The organism is Mycolicibacterium sp. Y3 (assembly GCF_051188035.1).
Classification (GTDB): Bacteria; Actinomycetota; Actinomycetes; order Mycobacteriales; family Mycobacteriaceae; genus Mycobacterium; species Mycobacterium fluoranthenivorans.
The window spans coordinates 4,294,068-4,308,729 of sequence record NZ_JAVQLT010000001.1 but is presented as its reverse complement, the minus strand read 5'-3'; the positions used below and the strand labels follow the sequence as shown (position 1 = coordinate 4,308,729).

15 protein-coding genes are annotated in these 14,662 nt (G+C 66.5%); 8 read left to right on the top strand and 7 right to left on the bottom strand.

Translation table 11 applies throughout. From position 1 onward, the window contains the following. Window positions 1-40: 40 nt before the first annotated feature. Together QN239_RS21035 and QN239_RS21030 are read right to left on the bottom strand one after the other, a co-directional pair. Window positions 41-1,435 (bottom strand): APC family permease, encoded by a 1,395-nt coding sequence (locus tag QN239_RS21035; RefSeq protein ID WP_499013180.1) that lies wholly within the window; start codon window positions 1,433-1,435, stop codon window positions 41-43. A 30-nt stretch (window positions 1,436-1,465) separates the two neighbouring features. After that, window positions 1,466-2,392, bottom strand: coding sequence for a proline iminopeptidase-family hydrolase (locus QN239_RS21030; protein ID WP_499013179.1), 927 nt, complete (start codon window positions 2,390-2,392; stop codon window positions 1,466-1,468). A 96-nt stretch (window positions 2,393-2,488) separates the two neighbouring features. Here QN239_RS21030 and QN239_RS21025 point away from each other — a divergent pair, with 96 nt between their 5' ends. Beyond that, window positions 2,489-3,256 carry a FadR/GntR family transcriptional regulator gene (locus QN239_RS21025; RefSeq protein ID WP_499013177.1) on the top strand — a complete coding sequence of 256 codons (768 nt, stop codon included), beginning with the start codon at window positions 2,489-2,491 and terminating at the stop codon, window positions 3,254-3,256. 37 nt (window positions 3,257-3,293) lie between these two features. Here QN239_RS21025 and QN239_RS21020 read toward each other — a convergent pair whose 3' ends face one another. Beyond that, window positions 3,294-3,872, bottom strand: coding sequence for a tRNA-specific adenosine deaminase (locus QN239_RS21020; RefSeq protein WP_499013176.1), 579 nt, complete (start codon window positions 3,870-3,872; stop codon window positions 3,294-3,296). Window positions 3,873-3,936: 64 nt separating this feature from the next. Here QN239_RS21020 and dapA point away from each other — a divergent pair, with 64 nt between their 5' ends. Together dapA and QN239_RS21010 are read left to right on the top strand one after the other, a co-directional pair. Then, window positions 3,937-4,878 carry a 4-hydroxy-tetrahydrodipicolinate synthase gene (gene dapA / locus QN239_RS21015; RefSeq protein WP_499016896.1) on the top strand — a complete coding sequence of 314 codons (942 nt, stop codon included), beginning with the start codon at window positions 3,937-3,939 and terminating at the stop codon, window positions 4,876-4,878. Then, entirely contained in the window at window positions 4,875-6,551 is a 1,677-nt protein-coding gene (locus tag QN239_RS21010; protein ID WP_499013175.1) for a ribonuclease J, read from the top strand. Before dapA ends, QN239_RS21010 begins: the two co-directional genes overlap by 4 nt. Here QN239_RS21010 and QN239_RS21005 read toward each other — a convergent pair whose 3' ends face one another. Genes QN239_RS21005 through QN239_RS20995 form a run of 3 tightly spaced genes read right to left on the bottom strand, consistent with a single transcriptional unit; the run spans window position 6,552 to window position 8,585 of the window. After that, window positions 6,552-7,424 (bottom strand): SAM-dependent methyltransferase, encoded by an 873-nt coding sequence (locus QN239_RS21005; RefSeq protein ID WP_499013173.1) that lies wholly within the window; start codon window positions 7,422-7,424, stop codon window positions 6,552-6,554. 23 nt (window positions 7,425-7,447) lie between these two features. Continuing rightward, window positions 7,448-8,266: a mycofactocin-coupled SDR family oxidoreductase gene (locus QN239_RS21000; RefSeq protein WP_090356593.1), complete on the bottom strand. Its 819-nt coding sequence runs from the start codon at window positions 8,264-8,266 to the stop codon at window positions 7,448-7,450. 7 nt (window positions 8,267-8,273) lie between these two features. Then, entirely contained in the window at window positions 8,274-8,585 is a 312-nt protein-coding gene (locus QN239_RS20995; protein WP_090356591.1) for a putative quinol monooxygenase, read from the bottom strand. Window positions 8,586-8,764: 179 nt separating this feature from the next. Between QN239_RS20995 and QN239_RS20990 the strand changes: the two genes are divergently transcribed. Further along, window positions 8,765-11,395 (top strand): FtsK/SpoIIIE family DNA translocase, encoded by a 2,631-nt coding sequence (locus QN239_RS20990; RefSeq protein WP_499013172.1) that lies wholly within the window; start codon window positions 8,765-8,767, stop codon window positions 11,393-11,395. A gap of 12 nt (window positions 11,396-11,407) precedes the next feature. Here the strand turns inward: QN239_RS20990 and QN239_RS20985 are convergent, their stop codons facing one another. Next, the gene (locus QN239_RS20985; protein WP_090357247.1) at window positions 11,408-11,890 is read right to left on the bottom strand and encodes an amino-acid N-acetyltransferase; all 483 of its coding nucleotides are present in this window, start codon (window positions 11,888-11,890) and stop codon (window positions 11,408-11,410) included. A gap of 76 nt (window positions 11,891-11,966) precedes the next feature. Here QN239_RS20985 and pgsA point away from each other — a divergent pair, with 76 nt between their 5' ends. From pgsA to pspM, 4 genes are all read left to right on the top strand, one after another. Next, the gene (pgsA, locus tag QN239_RS20980; protein WP_499013171.1) at window positions 11,967-12,569 is read left to right on the top strand and encodes a CDP-diacylglycerol--glycerol-3-phosphate 3-phosphatidyltransferase; all 603 of its coding nucleotides are present in this window, start codon (window positions 11,967-11,969) and stop codon (window positions 12,567-12,569) included. A gap of 73 nt (window positions 12,570-12,642) precedes the next feature. Next, window positions 12,643-12,966 (top strand): transcriptional regulator ClgR, encoded by a 324-nt coding sequence (gene clgR / locus QN239_RS20975; protein WP_090357243.1) that lies wholly within the window; start codon window positions 12,643-12,645, stop codon window positions 12,964-12,966. Window positions 12,967-13,039: 73 nt separating this feature from the next. After that, the gene (gene pspA / locus QN239_RS20970) at window positions 13,040-13,852 is read left to right on the top strand and encodes a phage shock protein PspA (RefSeq protein WP_090356587.1); all 813 of its coding nucleotides are present in this window, start codon (window positions 13,040-13,042) and stop codon (window positions 13,850-13,852) included. Between the two features lie 9 nt (window positions 13,853-13,861). Beyond that, window positions 13,862-14,662 (top strand): phage shock envelope stress response protein PspM, encoded by an 801-nt coding sequence (pspM, locus tag QN239_RS20965; RefSeq protein ID WP_499013169.1) that lies wholly within the window; start codon window positions 13,862-13,864, stop codon window positions 14,660-14,662.

Genomic DNA, 14,662 nt, shown 5'->3' with positions numbered 1-14,662 from the left:
ATCGCCGGCGGTATCACTTTGCGCGGTTGACTGGCGGCGGTTACGCGTCGTGGACGGGGACCGATGCGCGCCGGCCGCGTACGACGTTGACGCCGAAGACGATGGCGCCGATCGCCAGCCACACCAGGCCGCCGATCTTCGCCAGCGGATCGGCATTGAACAGGACGTAGGCGATGATCGTGAAGCCCACCGCGGGCACCACCAGGTGCAGCAGGTAGTTCTTCGACTTCTGGCGCACCAGGTAGTACCAGGCCACTGAGATGTGCAGCAGGCAGAACCCGAACAGGGCGCCGAAGTTCACCAGTGAGGAGATCAGCCCGATCTGGCCCACGAAGAACAGCACCAGCACCAGGCTCAGCGCACTGACCACCAGGATGGCGGCGAACGGCACCCGACGTGAGCTGATGATGGACAGGAATGCCGGCAGCTGACGGTCCCGGCTCATCGAGAACAGCAGCCGGCTGGTCGCGGCTTGAGCCGCCATGGCGTTCGCGAATCCCACGGCCAGCACGTTGACCACGAAGAACGCGTTCATCCAACCGGTGTTCGAGGCGGCCTGCACCAACAGGAAGAAGGCGTTACCGACCTCGTCGTCGCTGAAGGATTCGCGGCCGCCGGCGAGCAGGCTGGCAAGCCAGGTCTGGGCGATGAACAGGCCGGCGACGACGAACAACGCGATGATCATCGCGCGGCCCGCGGGATTGCGCTTGCCCGTGGATTCCTCGGCCAGCGTGGAGATCCCGTCGAAGCCGAGGAAGCTCAGCACGGCGATGGACAGGGCGCCCGCGATCAGCGGGGCGCTGATGGCGCCCGAGTTCCAGATCGGTGTCGTGCTCCACATGACATGGGGCAGGGTCTGGCCGTTGATGGCGCGCACCGCGATGACCACGAACACCACCAGGAACACCAGCTCGATGGCCAAGAACAGTCGGTTCACGATCTTCAGCGACCCGACGCCCAGCAGGTTGATGACGGTGTTGACGACCACGAAGACGACGGCCCACACCCAGCGCGGGGTACCCGGGAAGATGCCGATCATGGATTCTGCCGCGAACACGTACAGCAAGGTGGGGATCAGTAGATAGTCCAGCAGGATGGCCCAGCCTGCGAAGAACCCGAGTCCGGGGTGGATGCCGCGGCCCACGTAGGCGAACACCGAGCCGGCCAGCGGAAAGGACTTGGCCATCTGTGCGTACGCCAGTGCGGTGAACACCATGGCGACCAGGCCGATGAGATAGACCAGCGGCACCATGCCGGAGGCGCTGTTGTACACGGTGCCGAAGATGGTCCACGGCGCGATGGGCACCATGAACACGAGCCCGTAGACGATGAGGTCGACGGTCGACATCGACCGGTTGAGTTCCTGTTTGTACCCGAATGATTCGAGGCTGCGTTGCCCCTCACCGGTGGTGAGGTGGGCAGAGGTGGTGGCCATGGGTGTGTCCTGTCGGATTGGTGGTGGGGATCAGACCCGGGCGTCGGCGGCCAGATCGTGCAGGGCCAAGAAATCCGCGATCACCGCGCGGAATTCCTCGGGTTTCTCCAGGTGCGTGCAGTGACTGCTGTCGGGGAAGACGTGACTGCGGGCGTCGGGGATGTGGTCGACGTAGGGCTGCCACGTCGCCGGGGTGGCTTCGTCGAATTCGCCGGCGACGACGAGCACGGGTGCGGTGATCGAGGGCAGGCGCTCGATCACCGTCCAGTGGCGCATCGTGCCGATGACGTGAAACTCGTTGGGGCCGTTCATGGTGTGGTAGACGGTGGGCTCGTCCAACATCTGTGCCTCGCTGTCGGCGAAGTCCTTGGGCATCGGCACCACCCGGCAGACGTGGCGGCGGTAGAACTCTTCGGTGGCGGCCAGGTATTCGGGATCGGTGACGGTGCCGTCGGCCTCGTGGCGGTGCAGGGCGGCTTGCGTGTCGGCGGGGAGCTGCGCCCGCAGTTCGGCTGCGCCCTCGACCCACAGTTGCATCGACGCCGGGGAGTTGCAGATGGACAGCGACGCCAGCCCGTCGGGTCGCAGGACGGCGATCTCGGCGCCGAGCATGCCGCCCCAGGACTGTCCCAGCACGTGGTAGGACTCGATGCCCAGCGCGGTCCGGACGGCGTGGAATTCCTCGACGAACAGTTCTGGGGTCCAGAAGTCGGTCGGCGCGTCGGGCAGATGGGTGCTGCGGCCGCAGCCGATCTGGTCGTAGTGCACCACGGTGCGGCCGGTCTCGTCGGCGAGCGCGGCGATGTTGGCGACGTAGTCGTGCGCCATCCCGGGTCCGCCGTGCAGGACGATCAGGGGCAGCGCCGCGGGGCGCGGGTTGTCGGGGGTCGTGATCTGGACCCAGGTCTCGTGCTCGCGGAACGGGACCATGCGGGTGAAACGTGGCATGAGGCTCATGCATGGGACGTTAAAGGTCTCGCTGCAAGACCATTAATCAGCTTTTAACATTCGGTATCGATACTGTGGGCAATGAGTGTGGAAGGGAGTGCCGCGATGACCCGGTCGGTCGGCGTGGGCATGCCCGGACTCTTGGAGAGCCGACTTCAGTCGCCTTCGCGGGTGGACGAGATCACCGATCGGCTGGTCACGGCCATTGCCATCGGGGAGTACCTGCCCGGGGCGCGGCTACCGTCCGAACGAGATCTCGCCGCGGCCCTGTGTGTCGGCCGGATGACGGTACGTGCGGCGCTGGCCCGGCTGGTCGAGCGGGGACTGGTCGAAACCAGGCGGGGTCGCGGTGGCGGAAGTTACGTGCTGTTGCAATGGCCGGAATCCTCCACCGACTCGGTGGGGCGCACGCTGACCATCCGGGTCGGGGAGCTAAGTGACCGGTGCGACGCCATCTGCCGGCTGCACGGCGCGGTCTGCCGGGCGGCGGCCGAATCCCGTTCGGAAGGCGATATCGCCATGCTGCGGGACCGGCTGGCCGCGTACGGCGATGCCGAGAGCGGACTGGCGGCACAACAGGCCGACAGTGCGCTGCACCTGGCCATCATGGACGTGGCGCACAACGCCGTCCTCAAACAGGTGCTGCTGGAACTGGAGGCCTCGGTGAGCATCGGCGCGCCCGCGCACGTGTGGGGTGAACCCGAGACCATGCGGCAGATGGAGATTCGGGCCTTGCGTGAGCACGAGCAGCTCATCGACGCCATCGCGGACGGTCGCGGTGACGATGCCGAGGCGCTGGCGCGTGCGCACGTGGCCATCGACTTCGAGAACATCTCCACGGCGATGCGCCGCGCCGGCGTGCTCGTGGAGTGAGTCGGGTCGGGCCGTTCTCGGCCGGGCCCGCTCGCCGCTAACTCAGCGGAATCTCGTTACCGCCTTTAGATTCCTGGTACTGCACCGACAGCACGGCATATCGGTCCTCGATCAACTGGCGCCGGGCCAGCAGCTCGGTTCGCAGCGGTTCCTCTTCGGCGGACACCAAATCGGGGATGGAGTACGCCGTCCAGAACGCATTGGTGCGTCGATAACCGCCGGGCTCCAGACCGAAGACCTCTTTCAGGATCAACAGGTCGTGGGGGATGGCGAAAGCATCCCGGGAGTCCTCGTGGCTGAAGAAGTAATAGAAGTTGTCGAAACCAGCCCAGGTGATCGCCGACATGCACATCGTGCACGGTTCATGGGTGGACACAAAGAGCAGTTCTGCCGTCGGTGGATGCTGGGGGAGCTCGTAGAACTGCTTGAGAGTGTGCACCTCGCCATGCCACAGCGGATTACTTGTCTCGTCATTGGTCCCCGCGATCACGAGGGACAGGTCGTCCTTGCGCAGGATCGCCGCGCCGAACACCTTGTTCCCGGCGCTCACACCTCGCTCGGTGAGCGGAAGCACATCGAGATCGATCACGTCGAGCAGACGGCGGGCAAGGCTCATGCGCGACCCTAACGCCGCGTCGGCGGGCCCGCAGGGCCGGCGTCCGGCTCTGACCACCCCCGGGATGCATAAATGGGACCTACCACCGGGTAATCTTGCCCCCGTGAGCACCACCGGAATCGACGTCAGCGCGCGTTTGGGCACCCTGCTGACTGCCATGGTGACGCCGTTCGGCCCGGACGGCTCGCTTGATCTGGCCGGTGCGAAGAAGGTGGCCAAACATCTGGTCGACTCCGGGTGTGACGGCCTGGTGATCTCCGGAACCACCGGGGAGTCGCCGACCACCACCGACGACGAGAAGGTCGCCCTGCTTGAGGCCGTGCTGGAGGAAGTCGGGGACCGCGCGCGGATCATCGCGGGTGCCGGCACCTACGACACCGCCCACAGCGTTCATCTGGCCCAGGCCAGCGCCGCCGCAGGCGCGCACGGTCTGCTGGTGGTGACGCCGTACTACTCGCGGCCGACCCAGCGCGGTCTGGTGGCGCACTTCACCGCGGTCGCCGACGCCACCGACCTGCCGGTCATTCTCTACGACATCCCGCCGCGCTCGGTGGTCCCCATCGAGTGGGACACCATCCGTACCCTGGCGGCGCACCCGAACATCGTCGCGGTCAAGGACGCCAAGGGCGATCTGCACGGCGGCGGTCAGATCATCGCCGAGACGGGTATCACCTACTATTCCGGCGACGACGCGCTCAACCTGCCGTGGCTGGCGATGGGTGCCACCGGCTTCATCAGCGTCTGGGGCCATGTGGCTGCCGGGCAGCTGCGAGAGTTGCTGTCCGCCTTCAACTCCGGCGATATCGCCACCGCGCGCAAGATCAATGCAGGATTGGGGCCGCTCTGCGAAGCGCAGGCCCGGTTGGGTGGGGTGACGATGTCGAAGGAAGCGTTGCGTCTGCAAGGCATCGAGGTCGGCAATCCACGGCTGCCGCAGGTGCCCGCCGAACCGGCCGAGGTCGAGAAGTTGGCCGCTGATCTGCGCGCCGCCGGCGTGTTGGCATGATGGCTGATCTTGCTCCGCCGGGGCCGTTGGCTCCGGGTGGTCTGCGAGTGACCGCGCTGGGTGGTATCGGCGAAATCGGTCGCAATATGACGGTTTTCGAACATCTCGGCCGGTTGCTGATCATCGACTGCGGGGTGCTGTTCCCCAACCACGACGAACCTGGGGTGGACCTGATCCTGCCGGATATCCGGCACGTCGAGAGCCGTCTCGACGAGATCGATGCCGTCGTGATCACGCATGCACATGAGGATCACATCGGGGCCATCCCGCACCTGTTGAAATTGCGGCGCGACATCCCGATCGTGGGTTCGAAGTTCACGTTGGCGTTGATCGCCGAGAAGTGCCGTGAGCATCGCATCAAACCAGTGTTCATCGAGGTCGCGGAGGGACAGCGCACCACGCACGGGGTCTTCGAATGTCAGTACTTTGCGGTGAATCACTCGATTCCCGGTTGCCTGGCCGTCGCGCTGCACACTGGTGCGGGAACCGTGTTGGCCACCGGTGATATCAAACTCGACCAGATGCCCCTGGACGGGCGTCCCACCGACCTGCCCGGCATGTCACGGCTCGGCGACGCCGGCGTCGACTTGTTCCTGTGTGACTCGACGAATTCCGAGCATCCCGGCGTCAGCCCGTCGGAGAGCGAGATCGGACCGACGCTGCACCGGCTGATCCGCGGCGCCGACGGCCGGGTGATCGTGGCGTGCTTCGCCTCCAACGTGGACCGGGTGCAACAGATCATCGATGCCGCGGTCGCGTTGGGCCGCAGTGTGTCCTTCGTCGGCCGGTCCATGGTGCGCAACATGGGCATCGCCCGTGATCTCGGATTCCTGAAGGTCGACGACTCCAAGGTCATCGACATCGGCGCGGCCGAACTGTTGCCCGCAGATCGGGTCGTGCTGATCACCACCGGTACCCAGGGCGAGCCGATGGCCGCACTGTCGCGGATGTCGCGCGGCGAGCACCGCAGCATCACGCTGACCGCGGGGGACCTGATCATCCTGTCGTCGTCACTGATCCCCGGCAACGAGGAGGCGGTGTACGGCGTGATCGACTCGCTGTCCAAGATCGGTGCCCGCGTCATCACCAATGCTCAAGCGCGCGTGCATGTCACGGGTCACGCCTACGCCGGTGAGCTGATGTTCCTCTACAACGGGGTGCGGCCGCGCAATGTGATGCCGGTGCACGGCACGTGGCGCCACCTTCGCGCGAACTCCAAGCTGGCAGTGCTCAGTGGGGTGCCGGAGGAGAACATCATGCTGGCCGAGAACGGTGTCAGCGTGGACCTGGTCAACGGCGTGGCATCGATCGCCGGTGCCGTGCCGGTGGGCAAGATGTTTGTCGACGGTCTGATCACCGGCGACGTCGGCGAATCTGTTGTCGGCGAACGGCTCACCCTCGCTTCCGGTTTCATCGCCGTAACGGTGGTCGTGCATCGGGGCACCGGCAAGCCGGCAGGCCCCGCCCATCTGCACTCACGCGGCTTCTCCGAGGATCCCAAGGCGCTGGAGCCCGCCGCGTTGAAGGTGCAGCAGGAACTGGAACGCCTTGCCGGCGAGCAGGTTACCGATACCGGGCGCATCGCCCAGGCGGCGCGGCGAGCCGTCGGCAAGTGGGTCGGTGAGGTGTACCGCCGCCAGCCGATGATCGTGCCGACGGTGATCGAGGTCTGATCAGACCCGCACCGCCACCGCGGCCCACTCGATGGGCGAGGCGGCCAGTTTCCGTCCGGTCGGACGGATGTAGGTGTCGCGGTAGTAGCTCGGCCCGGCCTGCTCGATCAACCGCCACCCGTAGCCGGCCAGGATCTCCTCGACCCGTTCCGGCACGAAACCAGATTTCCACACCTGGCGGCGTTCGCGGAACCGGCGGTGCAACGATCGCGCGCCGTACAGGTTGGCGCCGTCGAGGAAGTCCTGCCGGATGTAGGTGAAGATCATCCGGCTGCCGGGTACGACGGCACGCAGCTGCTCGAAGGTCGCGTGCAGGGCTCCCGGAGTGAGGTACTGGGTGACCCCCTCCCAGATGAACAAGGTGTGGCCGGTGTCGTGGAAACCTGCGGCGGCCAGCGCGGCGACCACGTCATCCCGCTCGAAATCGACGCTCACCAGGCGTACCGACGCCGGTACCGAGCCGAGAACCCGTTGTACCGTGGCGGTTTTGCGGTCGATGTTGAGCTGCTGATCGACCTCGAACACCGGGAGATCGCTGTAGCGGGCAATTCGGTAGGGGCGGGTGTCCAGGCCCGCACCGAGGATGACGACGGTGTCGAACTCGGTGACCGGATCGGAGACGCGTTCGTCGATATAGCGTTTGCGGCAGGCGATGCTGGCCCACAGGCCGGGACCGGACCGCTCAGATGCGGCGATCACCGCCCGGCGCAGCACGCCGAGGCGCAGCAACCGGACCACCGTGCGCATGCCACCGGGCAGAAAAGATTGCGCCAGATCGTCGTCGACCAACCGGCGTTGCGGCGCCTCATGGTGCTCGATCGCCGCGAGCACCATGGGCCCGAAAGCCGTCTGCGCCTCCGGATTCCCTGCCATCGGCCGCCCCCCTTTATTTGTGCTCAGCGTTTGTTGACGTACCCCGCATCCACCGGGAGCGCCACCCCCGTCACATAGCGCGCCGCGTCGGACACCAACCAGTACACCGCATTGGCAATGTCCTCGGGTTCCAGCGTCTGCACCGGCAGGGCATTGGTCATATCCGGTCCGCGAAAGGACTGCTGCGCCATACCCTCAAGCCAGGACCGAGTGAACTCGTTGTCGATCATCGGGGTGTTCACCCCCGCGGGATGCACCGAATTCACCCGGATATTGAACTGCGCCAGGAAATTCGCGTAAACCCGCATCAGGCCGACGACACCGTGTTTGGCCGCGGCGTAGCCCACCGACCCGCCGACCGGCGAGCCCAGACCGACCAGTCCGGCCACCGAGCTGGTGAGCACGATCGCCCCGCCGTTGCCGAACTTGATCATCGGCTTCATCGCGACGTCGACGGTGTGGTAGACGCCGGTGAGGTTCACGTCGAGCACATCCTGCCAGGCGTTCTCGTCGGCCATCGGCGCGATACCCGCGTTGGCGATCACGATATCGAGTCGATCGCCGAGCGCCTCGGTACCTGCCCGCAGCGCGGTCTTGAGGGAATCTCGGTCGCGGACATCGGCTTCGGTGGCGAAGATGCGCGCGCCGGACTCTTCGACGAGCTTGACGGTGGCCGCCATGTCGTCACGGGTGGCCAGCGGGTAGGGGACCGACGCGATCTGATCACACAGATCGACGGCGATGATATCGGCGCCTTCGGACGCCAGTTTCAGCGCGTGCGCGCGACCCTGGCCTCGCGCGGCGCCGGTGATGAAGGCGACTTTGCCGGTCAGGGCGGCCACGGGTGCCCTACCGCAACTTGCCCTTGGCGGGATCGCCGGCGACCACCGGCGCCAGCATCTTGATATCCGGTGCGCCGTCGAGGTGCTCACCGATGGTGCCGAACAACGCGCCGATCGCGGGCGCGGTGCTGTGCGTCTTGAGCGCCTCCTCATCGGCCCACTGCTCGACGAAGACGAAGGTGCCATTGGCCTCATGAAGCGAGTACAGCTCGCAGCCGGGCTCGGAATGGACGGCCTCGATCGCCGTCTTGGCGGCGTCACGAACGAGGTCGATGGACTCAGGCTTGGCGGTCAGGGTGGCGACGACGACAACAGGCATGACTAGGCGGCTCCTCGATGAGTGTGACCAGACAGCTGTCCAGTCTACGTTCATAGCTCACGAGCGCAGCGACCCGGGACATTTCCGCATGTGATGACGCATCGGTAGGCAATCGAGACCCATTTGTGACAGGTGTGGCAGATGTTGAATCTGAGGCTATTGCGACTAGGCTTGAGGCCATGGCCAACAAGACCGCAGCCAGGTCCTCGACCCGTTCGACCAGGTCAAAGGCTGGTTCGGCGAGCAGCACCCGCGGCGCCGCCAAGCCCGCGCGTCCCGCTGCCCCTCGCAGAAAGCCCGCGAAGTCGGGCCGGCCCGCGCCGCGCCGGAACTCGTCGCCGCTGGCGACCGCGGGTGCCGCCGTCGGCCGGGGCACCCGGGCGGGCTGGCTGATGCTGGCCAAGGGCGCCGGCTCGACCGCCCGCTCGGTGGGACGTGCCCGCGAGCTCGAGCCGGGGCATCGCCGGGACGGCATCGCGCTGGCCCTGCTCGGTGTCGCGGTGATCGTCGCGGCGAGCTCGTGGTTCGACGCGGCCCGTCCCGTCGGCGGCTGGGTCGATATCGCGGTACGCACGGTGATCGGTGGGGCCGTGGTGCTGGTGCCGCTCATCCTCGGTGTTGTCGCGGTGGTGCTGATGCGCACCGAACCCGATCTCGATGCCCGCCCGCGCCTGATTCTGGGCTCGGTGATGATCGCGTTGCCGGTGCTGGGTCTGTGGCACATCTGGTCGGGCGGACCCCAGGATCCCGACGCCCGCCGGCATGCCGCGGGTTTCATCGGCTTCGCGATCGGTGGCCCGCTGTCCGACGGGCTCACCGTGTGGATCGCCACCCCGCTGCTGGTCATCGGGGTGCTGTTCGGTCTGCTGTTGGTGACCGGCACGACGATCAGAGAACTGCCCGACACCTTGCGGGATATGTTCCGCACCAGGGCTTTTGACGATGAGTACGACGAATACGACGACGAGTACGACGACAATCGCGCAGCGTCGGACGAGTACGCCGACGACTTCTCCGACGGTTACTACGACGATCCCGCCACCTACGGTGACGGCGATATCCAGACCTGGCCGACCGCCGAGCTGACTCGCCCGGCTGGTACGCCGATGGACAATTACCCGCTGCCGGAACCGATCTCGGATGACGACGGGGCGAGCGCAGCGACGGGATATGGCGGGGCGAGCGCAGCGCCGACCCTGCCGGAGCCACGCGCGATCGAAGCGTCCAAACCGGTCCGCAAGAAGCTGGAGACGCCCAAGAAGAAGCAGGACGACACCCTGGTCGTGGACCGGGTCGTCGAGGGGCCGTACGTGCTGCCGGCGTTGGACCTGCTGATCGCCGGCGAACCGCCCAAGAAGCTCACCGCCGCCAACGAGCACATGACCGATGCGATCACCTCGGTGCTGCAGCAGTTCAAGGTCGATGCCGCGGTCACCGGTTGCACCCGTGGGCCGACGGTCACCCGCTACGAGGTCGAGCTGGGCCCCGGCGTGAAGGTGGAGAAGATCACCGCGCTGCACCGCAACATCGCCTACGCGGTGGCCACCGAGAGTGTGCGCATGCTGGCGCCGATCCCGGGCAAGTCCGCCGTCGGTATCGAGGTGCCCAACACCGACCGGGAAATGGTGCGCCTGGCCGACGTGCTCACCGCGCCGAGCACCCGCCGCGACCATCACCCGCTGGTGATCGGGCTGGGCAAGGACATCGAGGGCGACTTCATCTCGTGCAACCTGGCCAAGATGCCGCACCTGCTGGTGGCCGGGTCGACCGGCTCGGGTAAGTCCAGTTTCGTCAACTCGATGCTGGTGTCGCTGCTGGCCCGGGCCACCCCGGAAGAGGTCAGGATGATCCTGATCGACCCGAAGATGGTGGAGCTCACGCCGTACGAGGGCATCCCGCACCTGATCACGCCGATCATCACCCAACCGAAGAAGGCCGCCGCGGCGCTGGCCTGGCTGGTCGAGGAGATGGAACAGCGCTACCAGGACATGCAGGCGTCCCGCGTGCGCCACATCGACGTCTTCAACGAGAAGGTGCGTTCGGGGGAGATCAGCGCACCCCTGGGCAGCGAGCGGGTGTACAAGCCCTATCCCTACATCCTGGCCATCGTCGATGAGCTCGCCGACCTGATGATGACCGCGCCGCGTGATGTCGAAGAGGCGATCGTGCGGATCACCCAGAAGGCGCGCGCGGCCGGTATCCACCTGGTGCTGGCCACCCAGCGTCCCTCGGTGGACGTGGTGACGGGCCTGATCAAGACGAACGTGCCGTCCCGGCTGGCGTTCGCCACCTCCTCGCTGACCGACTCGCGCGTCATCCTGGACCAGCCCGGAGCAGAGAAGCTGATCGGCATGGGTGACGGGCTGTTCCTGCCGATGGGTGCCAACAAGCCGACCCGTATGCAGGGTGCGTTCATCACCGACGAGGAGATCCACGCCGTCGTCGAGGCCACCAAGGCCCAAGCCGAACCCGAATTCATCGACGGCGTCACCAAGGCCAAGCCGACCGGTGAGCGCACCGATGTCGACCCCGATATCGGCGACGATATGGACGTCTTCCTGCAGGCCGTCGAGCTGGTGGTGTCCTCGCAGTTCGGCTCCACCTCGATGCTGCAGCGCAAGCTGCGGGTCGGCTTCGCCAAGGCGGGCCGGCTGATGGACCTGATGGAGACCCGTCAGATCGTCGGGCCGTCCGAGGGATCCAAAGCCCGCGAGGTGCTGGTCAAGCCCGACGAATTGGCCGGGACGCTGGCACTGATCCGCGGTGGGGCCGACGCCAACGGCGCCGATGCCGACGACGAGGACTTCTAGAGCGGCGGGCTCTCAGAGCGTGAGCAACATCCGGGTGTTGCCCAGGATATTCGGTTTCACGTAGGACAGGTCGAGGAACTCGGCGACACCGGTGTCGTAGGAGCGGCACATCTCCTCGTACACCTCGGCGGTCACCGGGGTGCCCTCGATCTCGGTGAACCCGTGGCGGCCGAAGAAATCGGTCTCGAAGGTCAGCACGAAGATGCGCTGTAGGTGCAGTTCGCGCGCGACATCGAGCAGCTGCGCCACCACCCGGTGCCCGACGCCCGCGCCGCGCACCTTCGGGTGCACCGCGACCGTGCGCACCTCACCCAGATCGGCCCACAGGACGTGCAGGGCACCGCAGCCGACGATCTGGCCATCGAGCTCGCCGACCCAGAACTCCTGGACGGCCTCATAGAGGTTGACCAGGTTCTTCTCCAGCAGGATCTTCCCTGCGTAGATGTCGACGAGCGCTTTGATGGCCGGTACATCGGACGTCCGGGCCCTGCGCACAATCAGGGGATCGACCAGCTGATCAGGCGCCTCATTCACAGCAGCGAGAGTATCGGCATGCGCAACCGATATTCTGATGCCCGTGCCGGGCCAACCAGATATCGATCCAGCGGTACCCCGCGCGTCCGTCGCCAATATCGCCAACCTGCTGACGGGCGTGCGCCTGGTCCTCGTGCCGGTGTTCGTCTACACCCTGTTCATCGGTGACGGCCATGAAACGTTCTGGCGGACAATCGCATTCGTGATCTTCGCGGTGGCGGTCATCACCGATCACTTCGACGGCGCGCTGGCCCGCAGCTACGGCATGGTCACCGAGTTCGGCAAATTGGCCGATCCGATCGCGGACAAGCTGCTGATCGGCGCGGCCCTGGTCGGTCTGTCGATGCTCGGCGATCTGCCCTGGTGGATCACCGTCGTGATCCTGGTCCGCGAGATCGGTGTGACGGTGTTGCGGCTGGCGGTGCTGCGGCACGGGGTCATCCCGGCCAGCCGCGGTGGCAAGCTGAAGACGCTGGTCCAGGCGGTGGCGATCGGCCTTCTGATCCTGCCGTTAACGGCGTGGCCGCCCATCTGGTTCTCGACGGCGACCGTGATCATGTGGGTCGCGGTGGTGCTGACGGTGCTGACGGGCATCGACTATGTGATCTCGGCCATCAAGGATTCCCGGACACGTTCCTGACTTCGGGAACCGACGGCGCACCGGTCGCGTTGATCCGAGTAGGTCAACCCGCCCGACGTTGAAGGAGACCGCGATGACGACGACATTGCTGCGCCAGGTGATCGGCGAGGTGCTGCGGCATGCGCGGACCGCCCAGGGCCGGACCCTGCGCGACGTGTCCGACGCCGCCCGGGTCAGCCTGGGCTACCTGTCCGAGGTGGAGCGTGGCCGCAAGGAGCCGTCCAGCGAGCTGCTCGCCTCGATCTGCGAAGCGCTCGACGTGCCGTTGTCCAGCGTGCTGTTCGACGCCGGTGAACAGATGGCGCGTCAGGAGGCGGGTGCGGGCTACGGCGTCGGACGTATCGACGAGACCACGAAGGTCGTCATTCCTCAGGTTGTGTCCATGGCGGTGGCCTGACGCCCTGGTTAACCGATAGGTTGGCACCAAGCAAAAGCGCAATCTCGACAGATACGAAGGCGGAAACGTTCCCATGGCCAATCCGTTCGTCAAGGCGTGGAAATACCTCACGGCGCTGTTCAACTCCAAGATCGACGAGCACGCCGACCCGAAGATCCAGATCCAGCAGGCCATCGAAGAGGCGCAGCGTCAGCACCAGGCGCTCACCCAGCAGGCTGCCCAGGTCATCGGCAACCAGCGGCAGCTGGAGATGCGCCTGAACCGTCAACTCGCCGATATCGAGAAGCTGCAGGCCAACGTCCGCCAAGCCCTGACGCTGGCCGACCAGGCCACCGCCGCCGGGGACGCCGCCAAGGCCACCGAGTACACCAACGCCGCGGAAGCGTTCGCGGCGCAGCTGGTGACGGGCGAGCAGAGCGTCGAGGACCTCAAGGCCCTGCACGACCAGTCCTTGCAGGCCGCCGGCCAGGCCAAGAAGGCGGTCGAGCAGAACGCGATGGTGCTGCAGCAGAAGATCGCCGAGCGCACCAAGCTGCTCAGCCAGCTCGAGCAGGCCAAGATGCAGGAGCAGGTCAGCAAGTCGCTGCAGTCGATGAGCGAGATCGCCGCGCCCGGCACCACCCCGAACCTCGACGAAGTGCGGGAGAAGATCGAGCGCCGCTACGCCAACGCGATGGGCGCCACCGAGCTGGCCCAGAACTCGGTGCAGGGCCGCATGATGGAAGTGCAGCAGGCCAGCGTGCAGATGGCCGGGCATTCCCGGCTGGAGCAGATCAGGGCGTCGATGCGCGGTGAGGCACTCCCGTCCGGCGGCGCTGCTGCCGCGCCGGCCGGGCCGGCCGTCAACCCGCCGGCGGCTGCTCCCGAAGACCGGCTCTCCCAGTAGGTTTCGCACATGATGGGGAGTTCGCAGTCGGGCCGCCGGGAGACCATCTCGGGCCTGATGCAGCGCGGTATCGACACCGCTGCCGAGTTCTCCGATGTGCTTGCCCAGAAGCTGGCCGCCGCCGCCGACCCGCGCGCCAAACTGCTGCGTAAGCGGCGCTGGGCGCGGCGGCTGGCGTGGTTCTTCGCGGCCACCACCGGATTCTGGATCCTGGTGACCGGCGTGCTGGCGTCCTGGAGCACCCCGGTGTGGGCGCTCATCGTCACCGGTGCGATCGCTGCTGCTGCCGCTTTCCCGACCACTCTGCTGTTCCTGCGGTATCGCTGGTTGCGGCGTGAACCGCTGCCGGAGACCGCCGCGCCGCGACGGCTGCCGCCCCGCGGGTCGGTGTCCCGCGCACCGATGGCGGCGCTGGCTTCCTCCGAACGCGGACTGCTGTCGCTGCTGGGCGTGCTGTCGCGATCGCGGCTGCTACCCGACGGCGAACTGCGCGAGATTTCCATGGTGGCGGCTCAGACGGCGTCGACCATGACCGCGACGGCAACCGAGGTGGTGGCGATGGAGCGGGCCGCCGCCGTGTCACCGCAATCGAGGACCCATCTGGCGCCCACCATCGACGCGTTCACCGTCCAGTTGCACGCCGGCGCTCGACAGTATGGCGAAATGGTCACCGCTGCAGCGCAATTGGTGTCGGCGGTCAACGCGCCGACGACGGCCGCGCGCTACCGCGACGAGCTGACCGGGGCCACCGACCGGCTGCAGGGCTGGGCGCAGGCGTACCACGAGCTGGGCCAGTTGCGCGGCGCCTAG

Bases quoted from the DNA above. Each gene is read 5' to 3' on its own strand.
- QN239_RS21035 (WP_499013180.1), bottom strand. From the start codon at position 1,435: ATGGCCACCACCTCTGCCCACCTCACCACCGGTGAGGGGCAACGCAGC.
- QN239_RS21030 (WP_499013179.1), bottom strand. From the start codon at position 2,392: ATGAGCCTCATGCCACGTTTCACCCGCATGGTCCCGTTCCGCGAGCAC.
- QN239_RS21025 (WP_499013177.1), top strand. From the start codon at position 2,489: ATGACCCGGTCGGTCGGCGTGGGCATGCCCGGACTCTTGGAGAGCCGA.
- QN239_RS21020 (WP_499013176.1), bottom strand. From the start codon at position 3,872: ATGAGCCTTGCCCGCCGTCTGCTCGACGTGATCGATCTCGATGTGCTT.
- dapA (WP_499016896.1), top strand. From the start codon at position 3,937: ATGCATAAATGGGACCTACCACCGGGTAATCTTGCCCCCGTGAGCACC.
- QN239_RS21010 (WP_499013175.1), top strand. From the start codon at position 4,875: ATGATGGCTGATCTTGCTCCGCCGGGGCCGTTGGCTCCGGGTGGTCTG.
- QN239_RS21005 (WP_499013173.1), bottom strand. From the start codon at position 7,424: ATGGCAGGGAATCCGGAGGCGCAGACGGCTTTCGGGCCCATGGTGCTC.
- QN239_RS20995 (WP_090356591.1), bottom strand. From the start codon at position 8,585: ATGCCTGTTGTCGTCGTCGCCACCCTGACCGCCAAGCCTGAGTCCATC.
- QN239_RS20990 (WP_499013172.1), top strand. From the start codon at position 8,765: ATGGCCAACAAGACCGCAGCCAGGTCCTCGACCCGTTCGACCAGGTCA.
- pgsA (WP_499013171.1), top strand. From the start codon at position 11,967: ATGCCCGTGCCGGGCCAACCAGATATCGATCCAGCGGTACCCCGCGCG.
- clgR (WP_090357243.1), top strand. From the start codon at position 12,643: ATGACGACGACATTGCTGCGCCAGGTGATCGGCGAGGTGCTGCGGCAT.
- pspA (WP_090356587.1), top strand. From the start codon at position 13,040: ATGGCCAATCCGTTCGTCAAGGCGTGGAAATACCTCACGGCGCTGTTC.
- pspM (WP_499013169.1), top strand. From the start codon at position 13,862: ATGATGGGGAGTTCGCAGTCGGGCCGCCGGGAGACCATCTCGGGCCTG.